Raw genomic sequence first — 20,710 nt, 5'->3', positions numbered from 1 at the left:
TACAGAAAAACTGTAACCCGGATTCTTTTTTCGCGTCTAATGGGATGGGTTGTCGATACTTTACTTATTACTTCTTTTTAAAAAGATATTGCATTATATGGGAAAAGATAGTAAGATAACCATGATTCTATTTAACGAACAGGGGGATAGAGAAAACCGCATACTACAGCGCCTGAACTGTTCCGTACGGAGAACAACACGAACAGTTGACGAGGAGGAGGTTCATCGAGCATCGGCGGATGCCTCCCGGTTGTCCGGCACAATCGTCAGCAGCAGGATTAAAACAAGGAGGCAACTCTTTGCACAACGTCCTTCTGCACAAGCCGCCAAAACTAATAAAAAGAAAAGAGCGGGGCACAGCTTGCAGCCCCGAGGTACATGCTGTGGCCCGCCTTAGGAGGTCATGATTATATGTGTGGAATAGTAGGATATATAGGAAATGAACAGGCAGCAGATATTCTTTTAAAAGGCTTAAAGAAGCTGGAATACCGCGGATACGATTCGGCTGGTATTGCTTTGGTAGGAAATGAAGGCATTGATTTATACAAGGAGCAGGGACGCATTGCCGTACTCGAAGAAGCAGTCGGTACGGAAGCACCCGGCACTATCGGCATCGGCCATACACGCTGGGCTACCCACGGACCGCCAAGCCGCCTGAATGCACACCCTCACCAGAGCACTTCTGAGCGTTTTACCATTGTTCATAATGGCGTTATTGAAAACTATAACGAGCTGAAAAAAGAATTTCTGCAGGATGTAAAACTAATAAGTGATACGGATACAGAAGTTATTGTGCAGATCGTCGAGCACTTCGTAAATGAAGGCTTGTCTACTGAAGATGCATTCCGCCGTACTCTTTCCGTTCTTGAAGGATCTTACGCCACCGCGTTGATTGATAACGATGATTCTGATGTGATCTACGTTGGTAAAAATAAAAGCCCGCTTCTTATTGGAGTAGGGAATGGCGTAAACGTTATTGCTTCTGATGCAATGGCTATGCTTCATGTAACAAAAGAATTCATGGAAATCATGGACGGCGAAATTGTCGTGCTGACGCAGAACAATGTGAAAGTAAAAACATTGGACGGTCATCCGGTCAGCCGTGACACCTTCACAACCGATATTGACGAAAGCGATACAGAAAAAGGCACTTACTCCCACTTCATGCTGAAAGAAATCGACGAGCAGCCTTTTGTTATCCGTAACATTATCCAGAAATACCAGGATGAATCCGGAGATATTAAGCTTGATGAAAATATCCGTGCCGCCATCAATGATACGGATCGTATTTATATCATTGCCGCAGGCACAAGCTATCATGCCGGACTGGTTGGAAAAGAAATGCTGGAAAAAGTAGCAAAAAAACCAGTAGAAGTACACATTGCCAGTGAATTTCTCTATAATGAACCATTACTATCCAGCAATCCGCTCTTTATCTTTATTTCACAAAGCGGCGAAACCGCAGATTCCCGCGGCGTTCTTGTAAATGCCAAGAAAAACGGCTACCGTTCCATTACAATTACAAACGTACCGGGCTCTACGCTTTCCCGTGAGGCAGATTTCACGCTTCACACGTACGCAGGCCCTGAAATTGCCGTAGCCTCTACAAAGGCCTATACAGCCCAAATGGCGGTATTCTCTATTCTTGCCATGGACAGTGCCCGTGCGCAGGAAATTCAGACCGACTTTAATGCGATCCAGGAACTCAGCCTGATTGCAAACGCGATGGAAGTGCTGTGTGACCAAAAGGACGTCATGGAACAGATTGCCCGTGATTATCTGCTCGAAACGCGCAACTGCTTCTTTATCGGCCGCTCTATGGACTACAGCGTCGTTCAAGAAGGTGCCTTGAAGCTTAAAGAGATCTCCTACATTCAGGCAGAAGGATTTGCCGGAGGAGAGCTTAAACACGGAACGATTGCCCTTATTGAAGACGGAACTCCGGTTATTGCGGTTACGACGCAGAAAGCCACAAACCTTAATATCCGCGGCAACGTGCGCGAAGTAGAAGCACGGGGCGCCAACGCATGCATCATCAGTACCGAAGACACGAAGCAGGACGGCGACCGCATTGTTCTACCAACGATCAACGAACTGATGACACCGCTTGTGTCTGTTATTCCGCTTCAGCTGATCTCCTATTATGCAGCCCTCCACAGAGGCTGCGACGTGGATAAGCCAAGAAACCTTGCGAAAAGTGTAACGGTAGAATAGGAATATAAATGGATTAAAATAACTTTTAAGATAGATAGTGCACCCCAAATGTTAGAGAAATATCTAATGTTTGGGGTGTTTTTTTGTTCAATAGAGAACAAGTCATCCAGGGGTGACTCGATGAACCGTATAAATGCAGACGACTGGCTCAGAAATATCGATTAAAGCCGGCGCATTCCATCCATGAAAAGTACTTTGGTTTGACACAGGCAGGATACACCTTTAATTTGTATATATGCAACTTGCATATAACTGGCGAGGATACATGTAAATTACAGGAGGCATTGCAGCAATGGATAAGAAGTTTGCACCATTATTTGAAAAAGTAACATTACCAAATAAAGTAGAATTAAGAAATAGATTTGTCTTAGCACCACTCACTCATGTATCTTCCAATGATGATGGTACCATTTCTGATGTAGAAATTGATTATGTGGAACAACGTTCTAAAGATGTAGGATTAGCTATTTCTGCAGCCAGCTATGTGACCGATTTAGGAAAAGCATTTCCCGGACAGCCATCGGTTGCACATGATTCGGACATTGATGGCTTAAAACGCTTAGCTGAAGCTATGAAAAAAAATGGAGCAAAAGCTATTGTACAAATCCATCATGGCGGGGCACAGTCACTGCCGCGTTTAACACCAAATGGAGATGCAGCTGCTCCAAGCCCTATCACATTACAAAGCTTCGACGAAAAAGAAGAACATCATGCCCGGGAAATGACGAACGAAGAAATTGAACAAACCATTACAGCATTTGGTGAGGCAGCACGTCGAGTGATCGAAGCAGGATTTGATGGGGTAGAAATTCATGGCGCCAACCATTATCTAATACAGCAATTTGTTTCACCATACTATAATCGTCGCGAGGATGAGTGGGGAGAAAATAGATTAAACTTCCCAATGAGAGTTGTAGATGAGGTAGTTGATACGGTTAAAACCTACGCAGATGAGAAATTTATCGTTGGTTATAGATTTTCACCAGAAGAAGCAGAAACTCCAGGTATACGTATGGAAACCACGGAGGAACTGGTGAAACATTTAATTGAAAAACCGTTGGATTATTTACATGTTTCCCTAATGGATGTGAATGCTGAAACTCGTGAAGGTAAGTATCAAGGCGAAGGAAGAGTTAAATTACTTCATCAATGGATTGATGGCCGTATGCCGTTAGTTGTTATCGGATCCATATTCACTGCTGAACAAGCACTAGAAGCTGTAGAATCCAAAAATGTTGAACTATTAGCTTTGGGCAGGGAAATTCTATTAGATCATCATTTCATTAATAAAATTAAAAATGGCAAAGAGAACGATATCGTTTCAAAATTTGATCCCAATAGTGAAGAGAAACATGATTTACCACCTAACTTATGGAATCAATTCAATGAGGGTTTCTATCCACTGCCAAGAACTGATGGTAAGTAATTCTGTAAAGCAAACGCCAAAAAAAGGTGAGTCCCCTTTGTCTAATTACAGGCAGAGGGGTTTTTTTATTTTAAAATAAAAATAAGCTTCGTTTTAATAATCAAGCAGCCGTCCGTTATCATTCCACTGCCCGTACATTTTATTTTCTCTCGTGTTTTCAACGAACTTATCCAATCGTTTATAAAAAAGCTCAGGGTCATTTTTATAACTTTGGATGGTATCAATTCGAATTCTTCGGTACAGTTCAGGGAAGTGAAGGAAGTTCTGATATACTTGTTTCTCTTCTTTGAGGCGGCTTTCAATCTCTTCGTCAATCGTAAAAGATTCCGGCTGCATGTCGGGGAGAACCCTGCGCCCTTCTTCTTTCATTAATCCCAGCTTATCCAGTCTTCTTACTCTTTCTTTATTTAATTCCGTCCAATTGCTTTTCTTCTTTCGCGGGGAGAGCCTCTGTGCTGTTTCACCAGTATCCGGAAGCTTCTTTACGATGCCGTCAATCCAGCCAAAACACAGCGCTTCTTCCACGGCGTCCAGATAAGAAAGAGCGCCTGCTGTTTTACTTCTGCTTACAATGATCCAGCAGCATTTCTCTGACGCGGCATGCGTTTCAAGCCAATCTCTTAGTTCCTGCCTTGTTTTTACCCGAATTAAATTTTCGATTTCCATGTAGACACATCCTTAAATAAAGTTATACGAGAAAGGATTTGTATATGAATAATAATGATGCATTAAAAGACAATATTCAATTTCAATTCAGTATTTCCAGACAGCTTCTGGAATACCATCTTTCTTCGCTGGAACAGAAAGAATATATGTGGCAGCCGTCAAACAGCAGCCTGTATCTCAAAAAAGCAGATGGGGTATGGTATGCAGAACTGCCTGAAACAGAGTCTTACGATATTGGTCCGCCAAGCATCGCATGGACTCTATGGCATATCACTTTTTGGTGGGAAATGGTCTTTAACCATTCGTTTGGAGAAGGAAATTTAACAAAGGACGATGTAGAAGTTACGGCTGATGCAGGAAAAATAAAAGCACATCTGTACGAACTGGCCGATAGATGGGAAAAAAAGCTTTCCCAGTTAACGGAGGAGGAATGGATGAGCCGCCAGCACAGTTCTTTTCCTTTTAATAACGAAGTGGAATTTCATAAATCAGCCTCGTGGCTGAATCTTGAACTGATGAAAAATGCCTCCGAGATAGGGTATGCGAGGTTTAGTTACGCGACCTCCGGGAAGCAGTAATCGAGCAGCCGGTTCTGGTTTTTATACGTAAAGGAAGCTCTGCGCTGGATTTGGCCGGTACAGAGCTTTTTTTCTGCGTATAAAAGCTTGATTTATATCTGCTGAATATCATCGACAAGAGCGGGCAGCCCATGTTGAAACGTATGATCATGGCCTTCAAGAATACGGGTTTCTGCATTGGGAAGCTGTTTATTGAAGTGTTCCAGGTGAGAGAATGGTACTACCTCATCATTCTGGCTGTGGTAAAGACATATTCTGCTGATGGAAGGAAGTCGGGAGGCAAAATCGACAGGAAAATTAAATTCTTCCGCCTGCCATCCTTTTTTCCCTCCCCAGTAAGGGGTGGCAACTAAAAACAATCCAGCAATCACCGGGATTACCGTTTTTTCGGCAAGGTATTTAACGAGAACAGATCCTCCCAACGAATGGCCAACAAGAATCACCTCACGATCGAGTCCAGTAAATTCTTTTTCAAGCTGTTCCTTCCACAAGGAATACCTGGGATCTTCCGGGTTGGGCATTTCCGGGGTCAGCAGCTGGTATTCTGCCCCGAGTGCTTCTTTTAAATAGGCTGTCAGACCATTACTTCCCTCAGAAGGTTTCTGAGGTCCTGCACTATGAATGAACAGCACCTGTTTTGTCATTTTCTTCTCCTCCTTTCTGCAGGCTGGCTGGTGGTTATATACTACCCGTTAGCGTCATAGCGAAACACCGGTTTATGCAGTTGACTATAAACGAATCGATTTTTATATAACGCAGGGAGGAGTATGTGTAAAAATGATCATTGACTAAAAGAAAGATATAGATATAAAATGATAATGATTATCAATATCATTTGTTGGTTATTATACATATGATTTTCCGGGAACGGGGAGGCAATCAATAAAATATAGAAAAGGAGATATACAGCAAAAGTCATTTATAAAGCGAGAAACCTATTTATTAATTTTGTTTATTGAAAATGGGAGGACAATCATGCAAATGTTAAGGTCACATTCGTTTTTTTATACACATTTCCTCATAATAAGTGCACTTATTATAGTACTATTCATATCTGGATGCAGTACAAATACAGTTGACGAAACAAATGCTGAAGGAGCAGATGAGAACTATCATGAAATTACACATGAAATGGGCGTAACAGAAGTTCCGGATGAGCCGAAAAGAATAGCGGTACTTAGTTCTAACTACGTTGATAATTTGTATGTATATGATGTAATCCCTGTGCTGGCAGCTGAATCCTCGCTGACGAATGAAAAGGTATCGTCACATCTGCCGCAGGAATTATATGAAGATGTTCAGTTTATTGGGGGAGACGATTTTAACTTAGAAGCGATTCTTGAAGCTGAGCCGGACTTGATTATTGGCCAGGACAAAGCCGGGAAGCTGTACGACGACCTTTCCAGTATTGCTCCTACAGTTATTCTGGGAAATGATGAATGGCGTGAAACACACGCTGCATTTGGACAAATTTTAGGTATGGAAGAAGAATCTAAGATTTGGCTCGATCAATATGAAGATAAAGCGGCAGAAGCCAAACATAAGATTACTGCATCCCTTGGCGGGGAAACAGTCGCTTTCATGAGGGTACTGCCAAAAGAATTCCGCATTCATGGCACAACGGATCAACGGTTTATTGACGGTACGCTTTATCAGGATTTAGGACTGAATCCATCTGAAGGAGTACCTGAGGAAAGAAAAGCTATCTCGCTTGAAGGAATAGCGACAGTTAACGCTGATCATTTTCTTCTTGAATACAATACTGCATCCCAGCAGGATACTCAGGCAGAAGAAAGATATAATACGTTAATGGAAAGTCGCGTCTGGCAGCAGACGAAAGCAGTGAAACAAGGTAATGTTCACACTGTTCCTGATTGGTTTATTCAGGTTGGTCCTCACGCCAGAACAATGGCGATTGATTATGTGGCAGAGACATTAGTGGATTAATATAAAATAATCTTAATACTATGTATAAAAAAAACCGGGCTTTCCTGCAATAACAGGAAAGCCCGGTTCTATTTTTACTTATTTTTTAACATCGTAACGGTCTGCGTCCATGATCTTAACCCAGGCCTTAATAAAGTCTTTAACAAATTTCTCTTCGTTGTCGTCCTGCGCATACACTTCAGAGTGAGCGCGGAGAACGGAATGAGAACCGAAGACAAGGTCTACTCTTGATCCTGTGCGGACAAGTTCACCTGTTTTGCGGTCATATGCTTCATAAATGCCGTTGTCGGTTTCTGACGGCTTCCAGTCTACACTCATATCCATAAGGTTCACGAAGAAGTCGTTGCTTAGAACGCCGGGACGGTCTGTATAGACGCCGTGCTTCGTGCCTTTGTAGTTTGCGTCAAGAGCGCGCATACCGCCGACTAATACAGTCATTTCATGAGCGGAAAGCCCAAGAAGCTGTGCTTTATCGACAAGCAGCTCTTCAAAAGAAACAGTATACTCTTTCTTTTGATAGTTGCGGAAGCCATCTGTTTCCGGCTCAAGCGCTTCAAAGTTGTCTACGTCTGTCTGCTCCTGCGTCGCGTCGCCGCGGCCTGGAGTAAATGGTACTTTCACGTCAAAGCCTGCTTCTTTCGCAGATTTTTCAATAGCTGCGCTTCCGCCGAGAACAATCAGGTCAGCGATGCTGACGTTCTTGTCGAGGCCTTTTTGAATTTCTTCCAGTTTGCTGAGCACTTTGGAAAGTTCTTCCGGCTCATTTACTTCCCAATCTTTCTGTGGAGAAAGACGGATACGTGCACCATTTGCACCGCCGCGCTTGTCGGAATGGCGGAACGTGCTTGCAGAAGCCCATGCCGTTTTAACAAGCTGGCTTACAGAAAGGCCGGAATCAAGCAGCTTTCCTTTAAGCTCTTCAATTTCTGTTTCGTTGAGTTCGTAATCTACTTCTGGTACAGGATCCTGCCAGATAAATACTTCTTCCGGTACTTCCGGTCCGAGGTATCTGTCGCGTGGTCCCATATCACGGTGAAGAAGCTTAAACCAGGCGCGTGCGAATGCGTCTGCAAACTCGTCTGGATTTGCATAGAAGCGGCGGCAGATCTTTTCATACGTTGGATCTACGCGCATAGCCATGTCAGCCGTTGTCATCATTGTTTTTACTTTTTTATCAGCATCACCGGCGTCTGGCGCAAGGTGGTCTTCATCAGGAGAAACAGGCTCCCACTGATAGGCACCGGCAGGGCTCTTAGTGAGTTCCCACTCATAGCCGAACAGCATGTCAAAATAGCTCAGGTCCCATGTTGTTGGAGTAGGCGTCCATGCGCCTTCAATTCCGCTTGTGATCGTGTAAGGACCGTTTCCGCTTTCGTAGGTGCTCTTCCAGCCAAGGCCCTGGTTCTCAAGCTGAGAGCCTTCTGGATCAGCACTTACGTGAGATGGGTCACCTGCGCCGTGGGCTTTACCGAATGTATGGCCGCCGGCAGTAAGGGCTGCTGTTTCTTCGTCGTTCATTCCCATTCTTTTGAACGTTTCACGGATATCGCGGGCACTGCCTGCTGGATCCGGCTTGCCGTTAGGACCTTCAGGGTTTACATAAACTAAGCCCATCTGAACAGCGGCTAAAGGATTCTCAAGCTCGCGCTCGCCAGAATAACGCTCATCACCGAGCCAGTCTTTCTCAGGTCCCCAGTTTACGTCTTCTTCCGGGCTCCAGATGTCAGGACGTCCGGCACCAAATCCGATAGTTTTTCCTCCCATGGATTCGATAGCTACGTTTCCTGCAAGAACAAGAAGGTCGGCCCAGGAAATTTTGTTTCCGTATTTTTGCTTGATTGGCCACAAGAGGCGGCGTGCTTTATCAAGGTTTCCGTTATCCGGCCAGCTGTTTAGAGGTGCGAAACGCTGCGAGCCGCTTCCGCCGCCGCCGCGTCCGTCAGCTGTACGGTATGTTCCAGCCGAATGCCATGACATACGGATGAAAAATGGACCATAATGTCCGTAGTCTGCAGGCCACCAGTCCTGGCTGTCTGTCATAAGATCAAGAAGATCTTTTTTCATTGCATCGTAATCAAGTTTTTTGAATTCTTCTGTATAATCAAAGTCTTCTCCAAGTGGATTAGTCTTCGTGTCGTGCTGGTGAAGAACGTTCAGGTCGAGAAGACCCGGCCACCAATCTTTATTTGTTGTTCCTTTTGTTCCGCTTACTGGTTTGCTTGGAGCGCCCTCGCCCGTAAATGGACACTGGCCGCCTGTTCCGTTATCTGACATATTCGTACATTCCCCTTTCTATTTTAAAGAATAAAACAGCAAAGATGTTCAGCCTCTGGTCATTTATACTAAAATGGTAAAAGGCTGTATTAATTCTTACATTGTAATTATAATAAATTATAACGTAAATAAAAAGTAAAATGAAGGAATTTAGAAAAATTACTTGAGGACCCTGCAAAAAAGCAGAAGTTATTGAATAAATGCCCCGGAGGTGGATTGTTTAAACGTGTTCCTGAAGAACATTCAGCGGAGAACGCCGACACCTGCATAAACAGCCCCGTAAAAGAGGGGAAGAGGCAGTGCAGATTCCAGGTAAAAGGCCGGTCAAATGAGAATGTTACCGCTGCATTATCACTTATTTTCCTGCGGACAGGTCCGGTTTTTTTAAATGAGTCCGAAGCGTTTTAATGATAAGGTCCCACGCCTGTTGGGCGGATTCTTTTTTTCCGTTATGAGTAAAGGCGTGGAAGGTACCGGGAAACGTATAGAAATCTGCAGACGTGCGGGCCTCTCGCAAACGTCCGGCGTATTCTTTGGCTTCGCGGGCAAGTGAATCAAATTCGGGAGTAAACAAAAGAGCAGGGGGGAGTCCTTCGAGATATGGCTCATACAGAGGGGATATATAAGGATGACGGCGGTTCTGGTAATCCTTTAAATAGCTTGCCGCAAATAATTCCGCTATTGCTGCAGGGATAGCGCCGGAAACGACCGGCTTGCAGCGGGGACTCGTATCCAGATCCAGGATGGGGGAATCAAGAATTTGGACAACTGGCAGAGGCGTTCCCGTATCTCTAAGAAGAAGTACAGAAGCGGCTGCCAGATTGCCCCCGGCACTGTGACCGCCAAGCGAATAGCGCGCCATATCGAGGCCGAGCGCTGACTGGTTTTCATGCAGCCAGGAGAGAACGTCGCGGATCTCAAAAAGAGTAACAGGAAATTGTGTTTTGGGAGCCAGGTGGTACTCTACATTTACAACAATGCAGGGCGTCTGCGCGGCAACATATTTCCCCCATCCTTCGTCATCCCGGGCACGTCCCATAAAAAAACCGCCGCCATGCAGGTTTACAAACACAGGCATATTCGTTCCCGGGTCAGCCGGCGGGTAATACATATGGATTTGTGTAAAACCCGCTGCTGTTTCCAATATAAAAGAAACATCCGTTGTAATAGATAGAGGCGGCGCGATATGAAAAGGGGAAAATCGGCTCAGCTGTTTCTGCAGTGTGCGGAGCACGACCGTGTACAGCTGCATTTTATAAGGATGCATCCCGGACATCTCCCTTCGTGTACTGCTTACTTCCCTTTGTATTTATTAATCCACTCTTCGCATGTCATTTTAGAAGCAAGTTCTCCCATCAGCTGATATGGAATGTTTTTCGGGTTTGTAAAACGAATACAGCTTTTACCCATGTTTAATTTGGTGTTCATATGAGAAGGGTATTCGTTTTGAAACCATTCCAATAATTCCTGATCGGCGTAAATACCCATATGATATACAGAAATATAATTTTTCTGGGCGGCAAGACTGATGAATGGCAGAGGCGTATTTTTATCAACGTGATAGCCTTCTGGATAAAGCGTTAAAGGCACAACAAAGGATGGCATACCGTACTGGATGTTCAATTCGAAACCAGGGGGAATATGCTGATCAATCACTTTTAGCAGGGCCGGAAATGAGTTTTTCCATTTTTTCTCTATATTTTCTACATACTGCTGAACCTCGGACATAGGGTGACCTCCTCCTTTTTTTACCAGCTCTTTCTTTTGATCCTAAGCGTATTTTTCTTTAAAATCAAAGGCCATTTTCTATTCATGCAAAACATTTTCTGCTTCTGGGAAAGGGATCACGGCCTGTTTTACAGAATATAAAGAACAATTGCAGAAACAGCTGACTGATTATCCTGAAAAATGAACGGAGGAGTCAATATGGAAGAGGAACGACAAATGACAACAATGGATGGAACGGAACTATTCAGCAAAAAGAATGCGGCAGAAGAGCCTATAGCTGCTGCGGTGATTGTACATGGTCTGGCAGAGCACATGGACCGCTACGAGGCGCTTACAGAAACACTGGTGAAGCATCGCATAACGGTATACCGCTATGATCAGCGGGGGCACGCCCGTTCCGGAGGCAGACGAGTGTATTTCAGCGATTTTAATGAAATGCCGGATGATGCAAAAAAGATGGTTGATACTGCCAAAACGGAAAACCCGAAGCTGCCGGTTTTTTTAATCGGCCACAGCATGGGCGGATTTACAGCGGCTGCTTTTGGAACAAAATACCCGGGACATGTCGATGGTATTATTTTATCGGGAGCATTAACGAGATACAATAAAGAAATTTTCGGCCCGCTTCCTGTTGATAGGCCGGATGATTTTTATTTCGATAATGAGCTTGGAGACGGGGTGTGCAGCGATCCTGAAGTTGTGAGGGCTTATGAAAATGATCCGCTGGTAGAAAAGAAAATTTCCGCCGGGCTGCTGAATGTATTTCCTTCCGGGATTGATTGGCTGAAGAGTCACTCTGAAAGCTTCGCAGACCCTGTGCTCGTTCTGCACGGCAATGAGGACGGTCTTGTGGCAGAGAAAGATTCCCGGGATTTTTATGCAGACATTGCTTCCAGAGATAAAACATTAAAAATTTATGCTTTGTTGATGCATGAAATTTTCAATGAGCCTTCCAGATATACTATTTACGGTGAAGTTATCGATTGGATCAATGAACGCGTATAATAAGAAATAAAGACTAGCCGCCGAGGAGTAAATAACATGACAGTTGTAACTATAAACCAGCCTTTTTGGATCAAGCAGGCGGTTTTCAAAAACCGGCTTGTGAAATCAGCGATGAGCGAAGCAATGGCCGATAAAAATCATCTTCCTACAGACAAACTCTGCACTCTTTATGAAGCATGGGCGAAAGGAGGCAGCGGCCTTGTTATCACCGGGAATGTAATGGTGGATGCAAAAGCGCTTGGAGAACCGGGAAATGTTGTACTGGACAGTGCGGATCATCTGGCAGAATTTCAAACATGGGCAGAAGCCGGAACGAAGCATAACACACAGCTGTGGATGCAGATCAATCATCCCGGCAAACAGGTAATTAAAGGCGTGGCGGAAGAAGCGGTAGCGCCGTCTGCAGTTCCTTTTGAGCCTGCTTTGCAGCGGTTTTTCCCGATGTGCCGGGCTTTGGAAGAATCAGAAATTCTGGAAATCATTCGTAAATTTGCGCGCACCGCAGAGCTTGCGAAACAGGCTGGATTTACGGGTATCCAGATTCATGCAGCTCACGGGTATTTAATCAGCCAGTTTCTTTCGCCGCGCCATAACGAGCGGACCGATCAGTGGGGAGGGCCCATCGAGAACCGTTTCCGCTTTCTCCGGGAGATTTATACCGCCGCCCGCGAAAAGACAGGACCTGATTTTCCCATCGGCGTGAAAATTAACAGCTCCGACTTTATGAAGGCAGGTTTTTCCGAAGAGGAATCACGGTATGTGATCGGGGAACTTGACCGGCTGGGGGTGGATTTGATTGAAATCTCCGGCGGGACATATGAGCGTCCGGAAATGACGGGAAAAGGTGTGAGAGCTTCGACCGCAGAACGGGAAGCCTATTTTCTGGAGTATGCCGAAGCGCTGAAGCAGCATGCGGATGTACCGCTTATCGTTACAGGGGGATTCCGGACTCTGCACGGAATGAACGAAGCTCTGCAGAAACACGCCACCGATTTTATCGGACTGGCCCGTCCGCTTGCAGTCTATCCGGATTATGCCAATCAGCTGCTTCTGGGAAGAGCTTCTGATTTTTCCATAAAATCTATTAAAACGGGTATTGGCTTTATTGATTCAAAAGGCATTCTGGAGCTGACCTGGTATGCCCAGCAGCTGCATCGGCTCGGAAGCGGCGGAAGAACAAAGCCGTCCTTTTCCCCACTGTTATCACTGGGACTGACTGTATGGAAAAACGGAAAAGGGGTATTGGAACAAAGGCGTGCATAACAGCTGTTACTGACAGGAGGGTATGAGATGGATCAAGCGCTGTGGGAAGCCTTTGAAAGGCTGGAACACGAAGATAAACAAATCCGGTATCAGGCGTTTCTGGATGTGATGGCTGCGGCCGAAGAGGAAAATACGTGGTCTTATGATGTATGGGATCGCTGTGCGCAGGATTTAACACACCGTGATCCGCATCGGCGGGCAACAGCTGCACAGATACTGTGCCGTCTGGCGAAAAGCGATCCGGAAGAGCGGATATTTGCTGTTTTTTCAGACTTGTATGACGTCACAAGAGATCCCAAATTTGTGACCGCCCGGCATGCCCTCCAATCCTTCTGGAGAATAGGACTTGGCGGAACACGCCAAAAAGAGGCCGTTGTGGAAGCATTGGAATATCGTTTCCGTGAATGCATTTTCGAAAAAAATGATACGTTGATTCGTTCGGATATCCTGGAAGGCCTGAAAATGCTTTTTGACGAAACAGGGGATGCCGCCATTAAGGCAAAGGCGCTGGAACTAATGGACATAGAAGACAGGGAGAAGTATCAGAAGAAGTACATGAACATCTGGAAATGACAAAATGAAACATAAACAAGCAGGGGCGCCGGGCCTCTGCTTGTTTGTTGCTGTATAGATATTATTTCTTTTCGTAGCGCCTTACCCGAAGCGAGGCCTGTTCTTTATGGCCCATAAATCCTTCCAGCTCACAAAGCCTCTCCGCGTATTTTCCAATTTCGACACTGGCTTCTTCCGTAACGCGCTGGTACGTGCAGTTTTTTAGAAATTTGCCAACCCAGAGGCCGCCGGTGTATTTCGCTGCCTGCTTCGTTGGAAGCGTGTGATTGGTTCCGATAACCTTGTCTCCATAAGCGACATTTGTTTCCTGCCCCAGAAAGAGACCGCCGTAATTGGTCAGGTTCTGCAGAAAATAATCAGGATGCTCTGTCAGTACTTCTACATGTTCATATGCCAGTTTATCCGCCTCTACTACAGCCTCCTGCAGCGTTTCCACTAAAAGAATAGAACCGTGATCTCTCCAGGCGACTTCCGCTACGTCCGCAGTGGAAAGTGTCTGCAGCTGTCTCGCAATTTCTTCTTCCAGGGATTCAGCCAGAGCACGCGATGTAGTGATGACCGCTCCGGGGGAGGTAGGTCCATGTTCGGCCTGACCGAGTATATCTGTAGCAACGATTTCAGCATCGGCTGTATGGTCTGCTATAACAAGAGTTTCTGTAGGTCCGGCTAGTAAATCAATGCCGACCTTTCCAAACAGCTGACGTTTCGCTTCAGCGACAAACGCGTTTCCGGGGCCGACTATCATATCAACCGGTTCAATACTCTCTGTACCAATAGACATCGCAGTCATCGCCTGAACACCGCCAAGAAGGTAAATTTCATCAGCTCCTGCCATGTGCATGGCTGCGATCGTGGCTGCAGGAACTTCGCCGTTGCTTGGAGGGGTGCAGGCAATTACACGTTTTACTCCGGCAACTTTTGCAGTAAGAATGCTCATGTGGGAAGAAGCGACCATTGGATAGCGTCCGCCGGGAATGTAGCAGCCTACGCTGTTAACAGGAATATTTTTATGTCCCAGAAAAACACCGGGTCTTGTTTCCACTTCAATATCCTGAATAGAACTGCGCTGATGCCGGGCAAAATTTTGAATCTGTTCCTGAGCGAATTGAATGTCTTCTATCACTTGTTTGGGAAGTTCCCCGATAATAGTCTGGATATCTTCCGGGGACAGAAGAAAGCTCTCGGGACTCCATTTATCAAATTTTTCGGAAAGCTCCCGAACTGCAGTATCGCCTCTGTCCTCAATATCCTTAATAATGCCGCTGACAGCCTGTTCGACCTTAGAACTGGCATCCTGTTTCTGCTGATCGGACTGTCCTTCTTTTATATAAGTAACCATAGCCCACCCGCCCTTTACGTTTATTGTGAATACGTAGTCATTATAGAATGTAAACGCTTATATGTAAATGCTATTTTTATAAAAAAGAAAAGAGAAACGTCTTTTTTGTGAAAAGCCTGTGTGGAAGGAGTATGCAGAAGTATAGTATATTAGTTCTGAATGCCTGCAGATTGACAAACTGGTACGGAGCTTTTAATATATTTATGAATACGTATTAATCAAACAGAGCGGGGTATGCAAAATGGCTTCTTCCAAAGATGTAGCAAAAACAGCCGGTGTTTCACAGTCTACGGTATCACGCGTACTGAATGATCCATCGAAAGTAAATCCGGAAACAGTAGCCAATGTGCAAAAAGCAATGAAATCGCTGAATTATCGTCCAAACTTAATTGCCCGAAGCCTGAAGCAGCGGAAAACGAAATCTATCGCTCTCATTACGGGTCATTTACATAATCCATTTTTTGTTGATACCACAATGGAAATTGTTGAATATGCAAAACAGCAGGGCTACCATACGTTAGTGTATTTTGAAGATCAGGGAGACAATCTCTCCGTTTATGAAGAAGTGTTAAAGCAGCAGGTAGACGGCATTATTTTATCTTCTATTTTTTTTGAGGATCCAATCTATAAAGAACTGGAGGCCTCAGGTGTTCCGTTTGTGATGTTTAACAGGCGGCATCAGGCCGGAGGTAATTTCGTAGAAACAGATAATGAAAAGGCTGGTATACTGGCTGCCAACCACCTGCTGAAACTCGGTCATACAAAAATTGCCTGGATCGGGGGCAGAACCTTTGCTTCCACATTTCAGGGGCGGCTGGAAGGGTATAAAAAAGCCATGCAGGCAACCAATCATCAGGTCGATCCGGAATGGATTAAAGAAACCGATACGACAGAAGCATCGGTGAGGGAAGCGGTCGACAGCCTGCTGCTGTTGGATAATAAACCAACCGCTATTTTTGCTGCTACCGATTCGATGGCGCTTTTCTGCCAGAATTATTTGATGAAAATGGGATATACGATCCCGGATAATTTCAGCATCTGCGGCATGGATAACATTGATATTACGGCCCATGCCGGCATTCAAATGACGACGATAACGCACGAATCAAAAAAACCGATGGGGCTTTATGCGATCGAACATCTTATTTATATGATGGAAGAAGAAAAGCAGATAAAAGAAATGGCACTCACTCTTCAGCCAACGCTGATTATCCGCAACACCACAGGCCCGAAACGATAACCTTTCCCCTATGGAAAGGTTTTATTTATGTTTGTTTTGTATGATAATATAAAATAATAAATGTAAACGCTTTATTTTTGTATGTTTGTCTATATCTATTCACGGCTGATCGTATTAGGATAAAGGAAACGAGCGGTGAAAGGGTGGAAACAGTATGCTGGATGAAAATACAAAACAACGATTTACGGAAATCGTAGGGGTAGATAACTTTTTTGATTCACCTTCAGAGATGCTTACGTATTCTTATGACGGCACCCCGGAATTTCAGTCGATGCCGGATGGAGTCATTGCACCAAGAAATACAGAAGAGATAGCGTCTGTTGTTAAAGTCTGCAGCGAAAAGGAAATCCCGATTGTCCCGAGAGGTTCGGGTACCAATTTGTCTGCCGGCACGTGTCCGACTTCAGGGGGGATTGTCCTGCTTTTTAAGCACTTAAACCGTATTAAGGAAATCGATGAGGATAATTTAACTGTCACCGTAGAACCAGGTGTAATCACGCTGGATATGATTCACGCCGTTGAGGCAAGAGGGCTGTTCTATCCACCGGATCCAAGCTCTATGAAAATTTCCACTATCGGCGGCAACGTGAGTGAAAATTCCGGAGGGCTGCGCGGCTTGAAGTACGGAGTGACGAAAGACTATGTGCTTGGCATGACCGTTGTAGTGGCTAATGGAGATATCATTCATCTTGGCGGGAAGCTGACTAAGGATGTAGCAGGATATGACTTAAAAAGCCTATTTGTTGGGGCAGAAGGTACACTTGGCATTGTAACGGAAGTGATTTTAAAGCTGATTCCCATTCCGGAAACAAAACAGACGGTGCTTGCGGTGTATGATGATATTCAAGCTGCAGCCGATTCGGTATCGGCTATTATTTCCAATAAAATTATCCCGGCTACGCTGGAATTTCTCGATCAGGGAACGATCCGGGTCGTGGAGGACTTTGCCCACGTCGGCCTGCCGACAGAAGCAAGCGCGATTTTATTAATTGAGCAGGATGGACCAGAAGCGGTAGTGGCTTCGGATATTGAAAAAATCACGGCGGTCTGCAAAGAAAATAAGGCGGTATCGGTTCAGGCAGCAGCGACTGAAGAAGAAGCGGAAGGGCTTCGCACGGCTAGAAGATCAGCACTTGCCGCTTTGGCCCGCCTGCGGCCGACGACTATTCTCGAAGACGCGACCGTACCCCGGTCGATGGTAGCTCCAATGGTAAAGGCGATCAATGAGATTGCAGAAAAATACCAGGTGACAATCTGTACATTCGGCCATGCCGGTGATGGCAACCTGCACCCTACCTGTCTGACGGATGCGCGCGATAAAGAAGAAATGGAACGCGTGGAAAAAGCTTTCGCTGATATTTTTCAAACGTCGATTGATATGGGGGGCACCATTACCGGCGAGCATGGCGTAGGCGAAATGAAGGCACCGTATCTTCACCTGAAGCTCGGCCAGGAGGGGATTGCCGCCATGCAGGCGGTCAAAACGGGCCTTGACCCTAAAAATATTATGAATCCTAAGAAAATATTCGGAGAAGTAAAGCCAAAGGAGGTGACTTCATGAGTACGGAATCGAAAAAACAGGAAATGATTATCGACTGGCAGAACCGGATGGACCAGGATGAAATGCTGAACTGTATGCGGTGCGGCTTCTGTCTGCCTTCCTGCCCTACGTATGAAGAATCCGGATTTCAGGAATCCCAGTCCCCGCGAGGGAGAATTGCGCTCATGAAAGGGGTCGCTGACGGCCTGATAGAGCCTGATGAAAAAGTAGAAGAATCTTTAAATCAATGTCTTGGATGCCGTGCCTGTGAACCTGTCTGTCCTTCCGGAGTTAAATACGGTCATCTCCTGGAAGAAGTACGGGACGTAGTGAACCAGAACAAAACACACAGTTTCCCTGAAAAAGTGATACGCCACGGAGTGTTCTATGAGCTGTTTCCCCACCAGAACCGGATGAGAATGGCGGTAGGCTTCCTTGGCTTATACCAGCGTACGGGACTGCAGAAAGCGGTCCGGAAAACGAAACTGCTGAATAGACTGCCGGAACCAATGGGAACAATGGAAAAAGTGCTTCCGCAGGTTCCGAAAATGCGCGACATGAAAAACCGTCCGGTGCATTATCACACAGAAAATCCACAAAAGCGTGTGGCGTTCTTTTCCGGATGTTTGATGGATACGATGTTCATGAGCACAAATGACGCAACAGCAAAGCTCCTGCAAAAAGCGGGATGCGATATTGTGATTCCGGAAAGTCAGGCCTGCTGCGGAGCACTCCACGGTCACAGCGGCGAGAAGGAAAAAGCAAAAGCAATGGCGAAACGTAATATAGAGGCATTTGAAGAATTAAACGTTGATTATATTGTAACGAATGCAGGCGGATGCGGAGCATTTTTAATCGACTACGGCCATCTGCTGAAAGACGAGCCTGAATGGACAGAGAGAGCGGAAACATTTGCCGGAAAGCTGAAGGACATGTCCACCGTACTGATGGAGCTCGATTTTCCGGGCAGGGGATATCGTCTGCCGGCACAGGTGATTACGTATCAGGACTCGTGCCATCTCAAAAACGTGATGCATACAACGACTGAGCCGAGACAGCTGATTCAAAGCATTCAGGGAACAGAATACAAAGAAATGAAAGATGCCGGACGCTGCTGCGGATCAGCCGGTATTTATAATATTGTTGAATCTGAAATGTCGATGAAAATTCTGGATTCGAAAATGATCAATGCGAAAGCAGCCAAAGCGGCAACCATTGTTACCACCAATCCGGGCTGCCTGCTGCAGATGAAACTGGGCATAGAGAGAGAAGGACTGACAGACCAGGTCCGGGCCGTGCATTTAGCAGATCTGCTTTTGGAAGCAGTGGAATACGAAGAAAAAGAAGTATCTTCTGTATAAGGGGACATAGAACGAGGTGGCTAATGTGAATGTGAATACAGCACTGGCAGAAAATATTGTAGAAGAAGTAAAGCGGGTTATTAAGGAAGATGTTATTTTCATTGATGATACGAGCACCATTATTGCTTCTACAGACCCAAGCCGAAAGGGGACTCTCCATGAGGGTGCCCAGCTTGTGCTGCGGACAAAGCAAAAGCTGTATATTGATGATTCAAATATAGGAACATTAAAAGGAGTAAAGCAGGGAATTACAATGCCGCTGATCAACCATGGAAGTGTTGTCGGCATCATAGGAATTACCGGTGCTCCGGAAAAAGTAGAGGCATTTGCTGAACTTACAAGACGCCTGACAGAACTGATGATACATGAAGCATTTCTGCTTGAAGAACAAAAGTGGCAGGACCGGAGTGTTGAAGTGTTTTTTAATGAATGGATCCGTTCAGAAAGTGTGGACCAGGAATTAATGAATCATGGAATGAGACTAGGGATACCGCTGGACCGGCCATACGTATGCTGTCTTGTAGAAGCAAAAGAACCAAAAAACCAGCCCGCCCAGGCAGAACGCTATACCCGCTCTGCTTTTCATTCCTGCTTCCCGCGTAAAGAGAATTTCTTTGTCAGATGGGGAGAGGATCTGTTTTTATTAATGATTGAAATAAGCACTCCTCAGCAGCGAAAAGAACTTCCCGGAAAGCTGGAATCGTGCCGCAAAGAAATGGAAAAGCAGTATGATGGGCTGGTTCGTATTGGAATTGGCTCCAGCCGGGACAATATCGTAATGGAAGAAGCCTATAAAAACGCAAAGAAAGCTCTTCAGGTGACGACGGAAGCAAAGCTGCTGATTTTTTATGAAGATCTCTCGATCGATCTGGTGTTGAGCGACGTGTCGGACGAAGCGCGCAATACGTTCTTAACGCGGGTAATCGAGCCGCTGCAGCGTAAAAAGGAACTGGTGGAAACGCTGGAAGTCTATCTGCAGTGCAACCAATCGGTAAAAGAAACGTCCGCAATGATGCATATTCATATCAATACGCTTCATTACCGCTTAAAACAAATCAAAGAATGCACAGGCATTGATCCCCGAACGACAGAAGGTATTGTTGCCTTTTATCTGGCCCTGGAATTTTTAAAATAGAAAAACGTGCCGTTACTTGTCAGCTGCGCGGTTTTCTTTTATACTAGCTATACATCAAAAAAAATTGATATATAAGGAGGAAACAAAATGAAGTCAATAGACTTTCATACAGGTTCAACGGCAGAAGCCATGGATTTCACCTCCTATGAAATAAAATTTAAGGCACTGGCAGATAATATCCGCTTACAAATTATGTACGAACTGAATCAAAAGCCTTCCATCTGCGTCTGCGATCTTACCACCCTTGTAAACCTCCCACAGTCCAAGCTGTCCTATCATTTGAAAATCCTTTTGGACGCGGAATTAATAGAAAAAGAGAAAATCGGCACCTGGAACTATTACCGGTTAAATAAAAAAGAAGTCAAAAATATTCTCTCAGAGGAGCTCTGCTGTATTTTTTATCCTTCTTCTTAATTTTTGA

The 20,710-nt window shown here is 45.2% G+C and carries 18 protein-coding genes; 12 read left to right on the top strand and 6 right to left on the bottom strand.

What is annotated here, in order from left to right; translation table 11 throughout:
- Window positions 1-411: 411 nt before the first annotated feature.
- Complete coding sequence (gene glmS / locus ATL39_RS09230; protein WP_120193057.1) at window positions 412-2,214, top strand: glutamine--fructose-6-phosphate transaminase (isomerizing); 1,803 nt, start codon at window positions 412-414, stop codon at window positions 2,212-2,214.
- Window positions 2,215-2,506: 292 nt separating this feature from the next.
- A complete protein-coding gene (locus ATL39_RS09225) occupies window positions 2,507-3,640 on the top strand; it encodes an NADH-dependent flavin oxidoreductase (protein WP_120193056.1) in 1,134 nt (377 codons plus the stop codon).
- A 93-nt stretch (window positions 3,641-3,733) separates the two neighbouring features.
- Here ATL39_RS09225 and ATL39_RS09220 read toward each other — a convergent pair whose 3' ends face one another.
- The gene (locus ATL39_RS09220) at window positions 3,734-4,306 is read right to left on the bottom strand and encodes a YdeI/OmpD-associated family protein (RefSeq protein WP_120193055.1); all 573 of its coding nucleotides are present in this window, start codon (window positions 4,304-4,306) and stop codon (window positions 3,734-3,736) included.
- Between the two features lie 44 nt (window positions 4,307-4,350).
- On the opposite strand from ATL39_RS09220, the gene ATL39_RS09215 reads away from it, so the two are divergent.
- Window positions 4,351-4,884 (top strand): DinB family protein, encoded by a 534-nt coding sequence (locus ATL39_RS09215; RefSeq protein ID WP_120193054.1) that lies wholly within the window; start codon window positions 4,351-4,353, stop codon window positions 4,882-4,884.
- A gap of 92 nt (window positions 4,885-4,976) precedes the next feature.
- Here the strand turns inward: ATL39_RS09215 and ATL39_RS09210 are convergent, their stop codons facing one another.
- Window positions 4,977-5,528 carry an RBBP9/YdeN family alpha/beta hydrolase gene (locus ATL39_RS09210; protein WP_120193053.1) on the bottom strand — a complete coding sequence of 184 codons (552 nt, stop codon included), beginning with the start codon at window positions 5,526-5,528 and terminating at the stop codon, window positions 4,977-4,979.
- A gap of 331 nt (window positions 5,529-5,859) precedes the next feature.
- On the opposite strand from ATL39_RS09210, the gene ATL39_RS09205 reads away from it, so the two are divergent.
- Window positions 5,860-6,831, top strand: a complete 972-nt coding sequence (locus ATL39_RS09205) for an ABC transporter substrate-binding protein (protein WP_120193052.1) — start codon at window positions 5,860-5,862, stop codon at window positions 6,829-6,831.
- Window positions 6,832-6,909: 78 nt separating this feature from the next.
- Here the strand turns inward: ATL39_RS09205 and katG are convergent, their stop codons facing one another.
- The 3 genes from katG to ATL39_RS09190 form a co-directional block, all read right to left on the bottom strand.
- A complete protein-coding gene (gene katG, locus ATL39_RS09200) occupies window positions 6,910-9,105 on the bottom strand; it encodes a catalase/peroxidase HPI (protein WP_120193051.1) in 2,196 nt (731 codons plus the stop codon).
- Between the two features lie 355 nt (window positions 9,106-9,460).
- Window positions 9,461-10,372, bottom strand: coding sequence for an alpha/beta hydrolase (locus tag ATL39_RS09195; protein ID WP_170146886.1), 912 nt, complete (start codon window positions 10,370-10,372; stop codon window positions 9,461-9,463).
- A gap of 26 nt (window positions 10,373-10,398) precedes the next feature.
- On the bottom strand, window positions 10,399-10,833 hold the full coding sequence (locus ATL39_RS09190; RefSeq protein WP_120193049.1) for a DUF1801 domain-containing protein: 435 nt from the start codon (window positions 10,831-10,833) through the stop codon (window positions 10,399-10,401).
- Between the two features lie 198 nt (window positions 10,834-11,031).
- Here ATL39_RS09190 and ATL39_RS09185 point away from each other — a divergent pair, with 198 nt between their 5' ends.
- From ATL39_RS09185 to ATL39_RS09175, 3 genes are read left to right on the top strand one after another with little or no spacing between them, the layout of a single operon-like run.
- Complete coding sequence (locus ATL39_RS09185) at window positions 11,032-11,838, top strand: alpha/beta hydrolase (RefSeq protein ID WP_120193048.1); 807 nt, start codon at window positions 11,032-11,034, stop codon at window positions 11,836-11,838.
- A 36-nt stretch (window positions 11,839-11,874) separates the two neighbouring features.
- Entirely contained in the window at window positions 11,875-13,101 is a 1,227-nt protein-coding gene (locus tag ATL39_RS09180) for an NADH:flavin oxidoreductase/NADH oxidase family protein (RefSeq protein ID WP_120193047.1), read from the top strand.
- A gap of 27 nt (window positions 13,102-13,128) precedes the next feature.
- The gene (locus ATL39_RS09175) at window positions 13,129-13,674 is read left to right on the top strand and encodes a hypothetical protein (RefSeq protein WP_120193046.1); all 546 of its coding nucleotides are present in this window, start codon (window positions 13,129-13,131) and stop codon (window positions 13,672-13,674) included.
- Window positions 13,675-13,735: 61 nt separating this feature from the next.
- Here ATL39_RS09175 and hisD read toward each other — a convergent pair whose 3' ends face one another.
- Window positions 13,736-15,013 carry a histidinol dehydrogenase gene (hisD, locus tag ATL39_RS09170; RefSeq protein WP_120193045.1) on the bottom strand — a complete coding sequence of 426 codons (1,278 nt, stop codon included), beginning with the start codon at window positions 15,011-15,013 and terminating at the stop codon, window positions 13,736-13,738.
- Between the two features lie 241 nt (window positions 15,014-15,254).
- Between hisD and ATL39_RS09165 the strand changes: the two genes are divergently transcribed.
- The 5 genes from ATL39_RS09165 (at window position 15,255) to ATL39_RS09145 (ending at window position 20,703) form a co-directional block, all read left to right on the top strand.
- Entirely contained in the window at window positions 15,255-16,253 is a 999-nt protein-coding gene (locus ATL39_RS09165; protein WP_120193044.1) for a LacI family DNA-binding transcriptional regulator, read from the top strand.
- A gap of 154 nt (window positions 16,254-16,407) precedes the next feature.
- On the top strand, window positions 16,408-17,814 hold the full coding sequence (gene glcD / locus ATL39_RS09160; protein ID WP_120193043.1) for a glycolate oxidase subunit GlcD: 1,407 nt from the start codon (window positions 16,408-16,410) through the stop codon (window positions 17,812-17,814).
- Window positions 17,811-19,154, top strand: a complete 1,344-nt coding sequence (locus ATL39_RS09155) for a (Fe-S)-binding protein (protein ID WP_120193042.1) — start codon at window positions 17,811-17,813, stop codon at window positions 19,152-19,154. Before glcD ends, ATL39_RS09155 begins: the two co-directional genes overlap by 4 nt.
- Before the next feature lie 25 nt (window positions 19,155-19,179).
- Window positions 19,180-20,289 carry a CdaR family transcriptional regulator gene (locus tag ATL39_RS09150; protein ID WP_170146885.1) on the top strand — a complete coding sequence of 370 codons (1,110 nt, stop codon included), beginning with the start codon at window positions 19,180-19,182 and terminating at the stop codon, window positions 20,287-20,289.
- A gap of 87 nt (window positions 20,290-20,376) precedes the next feature.
- The gene (locus ATL39_RS09145) at window positions 20,377-20,703 is read left to right on the top strand and encodes an ArsR/SmtB family transcription factor (RefSeq protein WP_120193040.1); all 327 of its coding nucleotides are present in this window, start codon (window positions 20,377-20,379) and stop codon (window positions 20,701-20,703) included.
- The last annotated feature ends 7 nt before the right edge of the window (window positions 20,704-20,710 follow it).

The organism is Sinobaca qinghaiensis, assembly GCF_003610495.1.
In the GTDB taxonomy this organism is placed as follows: Bacteria; Bacillota; Bacilli; order Bacillales; family Marinococcaceae; genus Sinobaca; species Sinobaca qinghaiensis.
The sequence above is the reverse complement of the archived record's forward strand: the minus strand, read 5'-3'. Positions and strand labels throughout refer to the sequence as shown.

Bases quoted from the DNA above. Each gene is read 5' to 3' on its own strand.
- glmS (WP_120193057.1), top strand. From the start codon at position 412: ATGTGTGGAATAGTAGGATATATAGGAAATGAACAGGCAGCAGATATT.
- ATL39_RS09225 (WP_120193056.1), top strand. From the start codon at position 2,507: ATGGATAAGAAGTTTGCACCATTATTTGAAAAAGTAACATTACCAAAT.
- ATL39_RS09220 (WP_120193055.1), bottom strand. From the start codon at position 4,306: ATGGAAATCGAAAATTTAATTCGGGTAAAAACAAGGCAGGAACTAAGA.
- ATL39_RS09215 (WP_120193054.1), top strand. From the start codon at position 4,351: ATGAATAATAATGATGCATTAAAAGACAATATTCAATTTCAATTCAGT.
- ATL39_RS09210 (WP_120193053.1), bottom strand. From the start codon at position 5,528: ATGACAAAACAGGTGCTGTTCATTCATAGTGCAGGACCTCAGAAACCT.
- ATL39_RS09205 (WP_120193052.1), top strand. From the start codon at position 5,860: ATGCAAATGTTAAGGTCACATTCGTTTTTTTATACACATTTCCTCATA.
- katG (WP_120193051.1), bottom strand. From the start codon at position 9,105: ATGTCAGATAACGGAACAGGCGGCCAGTGTCCATTTACGGGCGAGGGC.
- ATL39_RS09195 (WP_170146886.1), bottom strand. From the start codon at position 10,372: ATGCATCCTTATAAAATGCAGCTGTACACGGTCGTGCTCCGCACACTG.
- ATL39_RS09190 (WP_120193049.1), bottom strand. From the start codon at position 10,833: ATGTCCGAGGTTCAGCAGTATGTAGAAAATATAGAGAAAAAATGGAAA.
- ATL39_RS09185 (WP_120193048.1), top strand. From the start codon at position 11,032: ATGGAAGAGGAACGACAAATGACAACAATGGATGGAACGGAACTATTC.
- ATL39_RS09180 (WP_120193047.1), top strand. From the start codon at position 11,875: ATGACAGTTGTAACTATAAACCAGCCTTTTTGGATCAAGCAGGCGGTT.
- ATL39_RS09175 (WP_120193046.1), top strand. From the start codon at position 13,129: ATGGATCAAGCGCTGTGGGAAGCCTTTGAAAGGCTGGAACACGAAGAT.
- hisD (WP_120193045.1), bottom strand. From the start codon at position 15,013: ATGGTTACTTATATAAAAGAAGGACAGTCCGATCAGCAGAAACAGGAT.
- ATL39_RS09165 (WP_120193044.1), top strand. From the start codon at position 15,255: ATGGCTTCTTCCAAAGATGTAGCAAAAACAGCCGGTGTTTCACAGTCT.
- glcD (WP_120193043.1), top strand. From the start codon at position 16,408: ATGCTGGATGAAAATACAAAACAACGATTTACGGAAATCGTAGGGGTA.
- ATL39_RS09155 (WP_120193042.1), top strand. From the start codon at position 17,811: ATGAGTACGGAATCGAAAAAACAGGAAATGATTATCGACTGGCAGAAC.
- ATL39_RS09145 (WP_120193040.1), top strand. From the start codon at position 20,377: ATGAAGTCAATAGACTTTCATACAGGTTCAACGGCAGAAGCCATGGAT.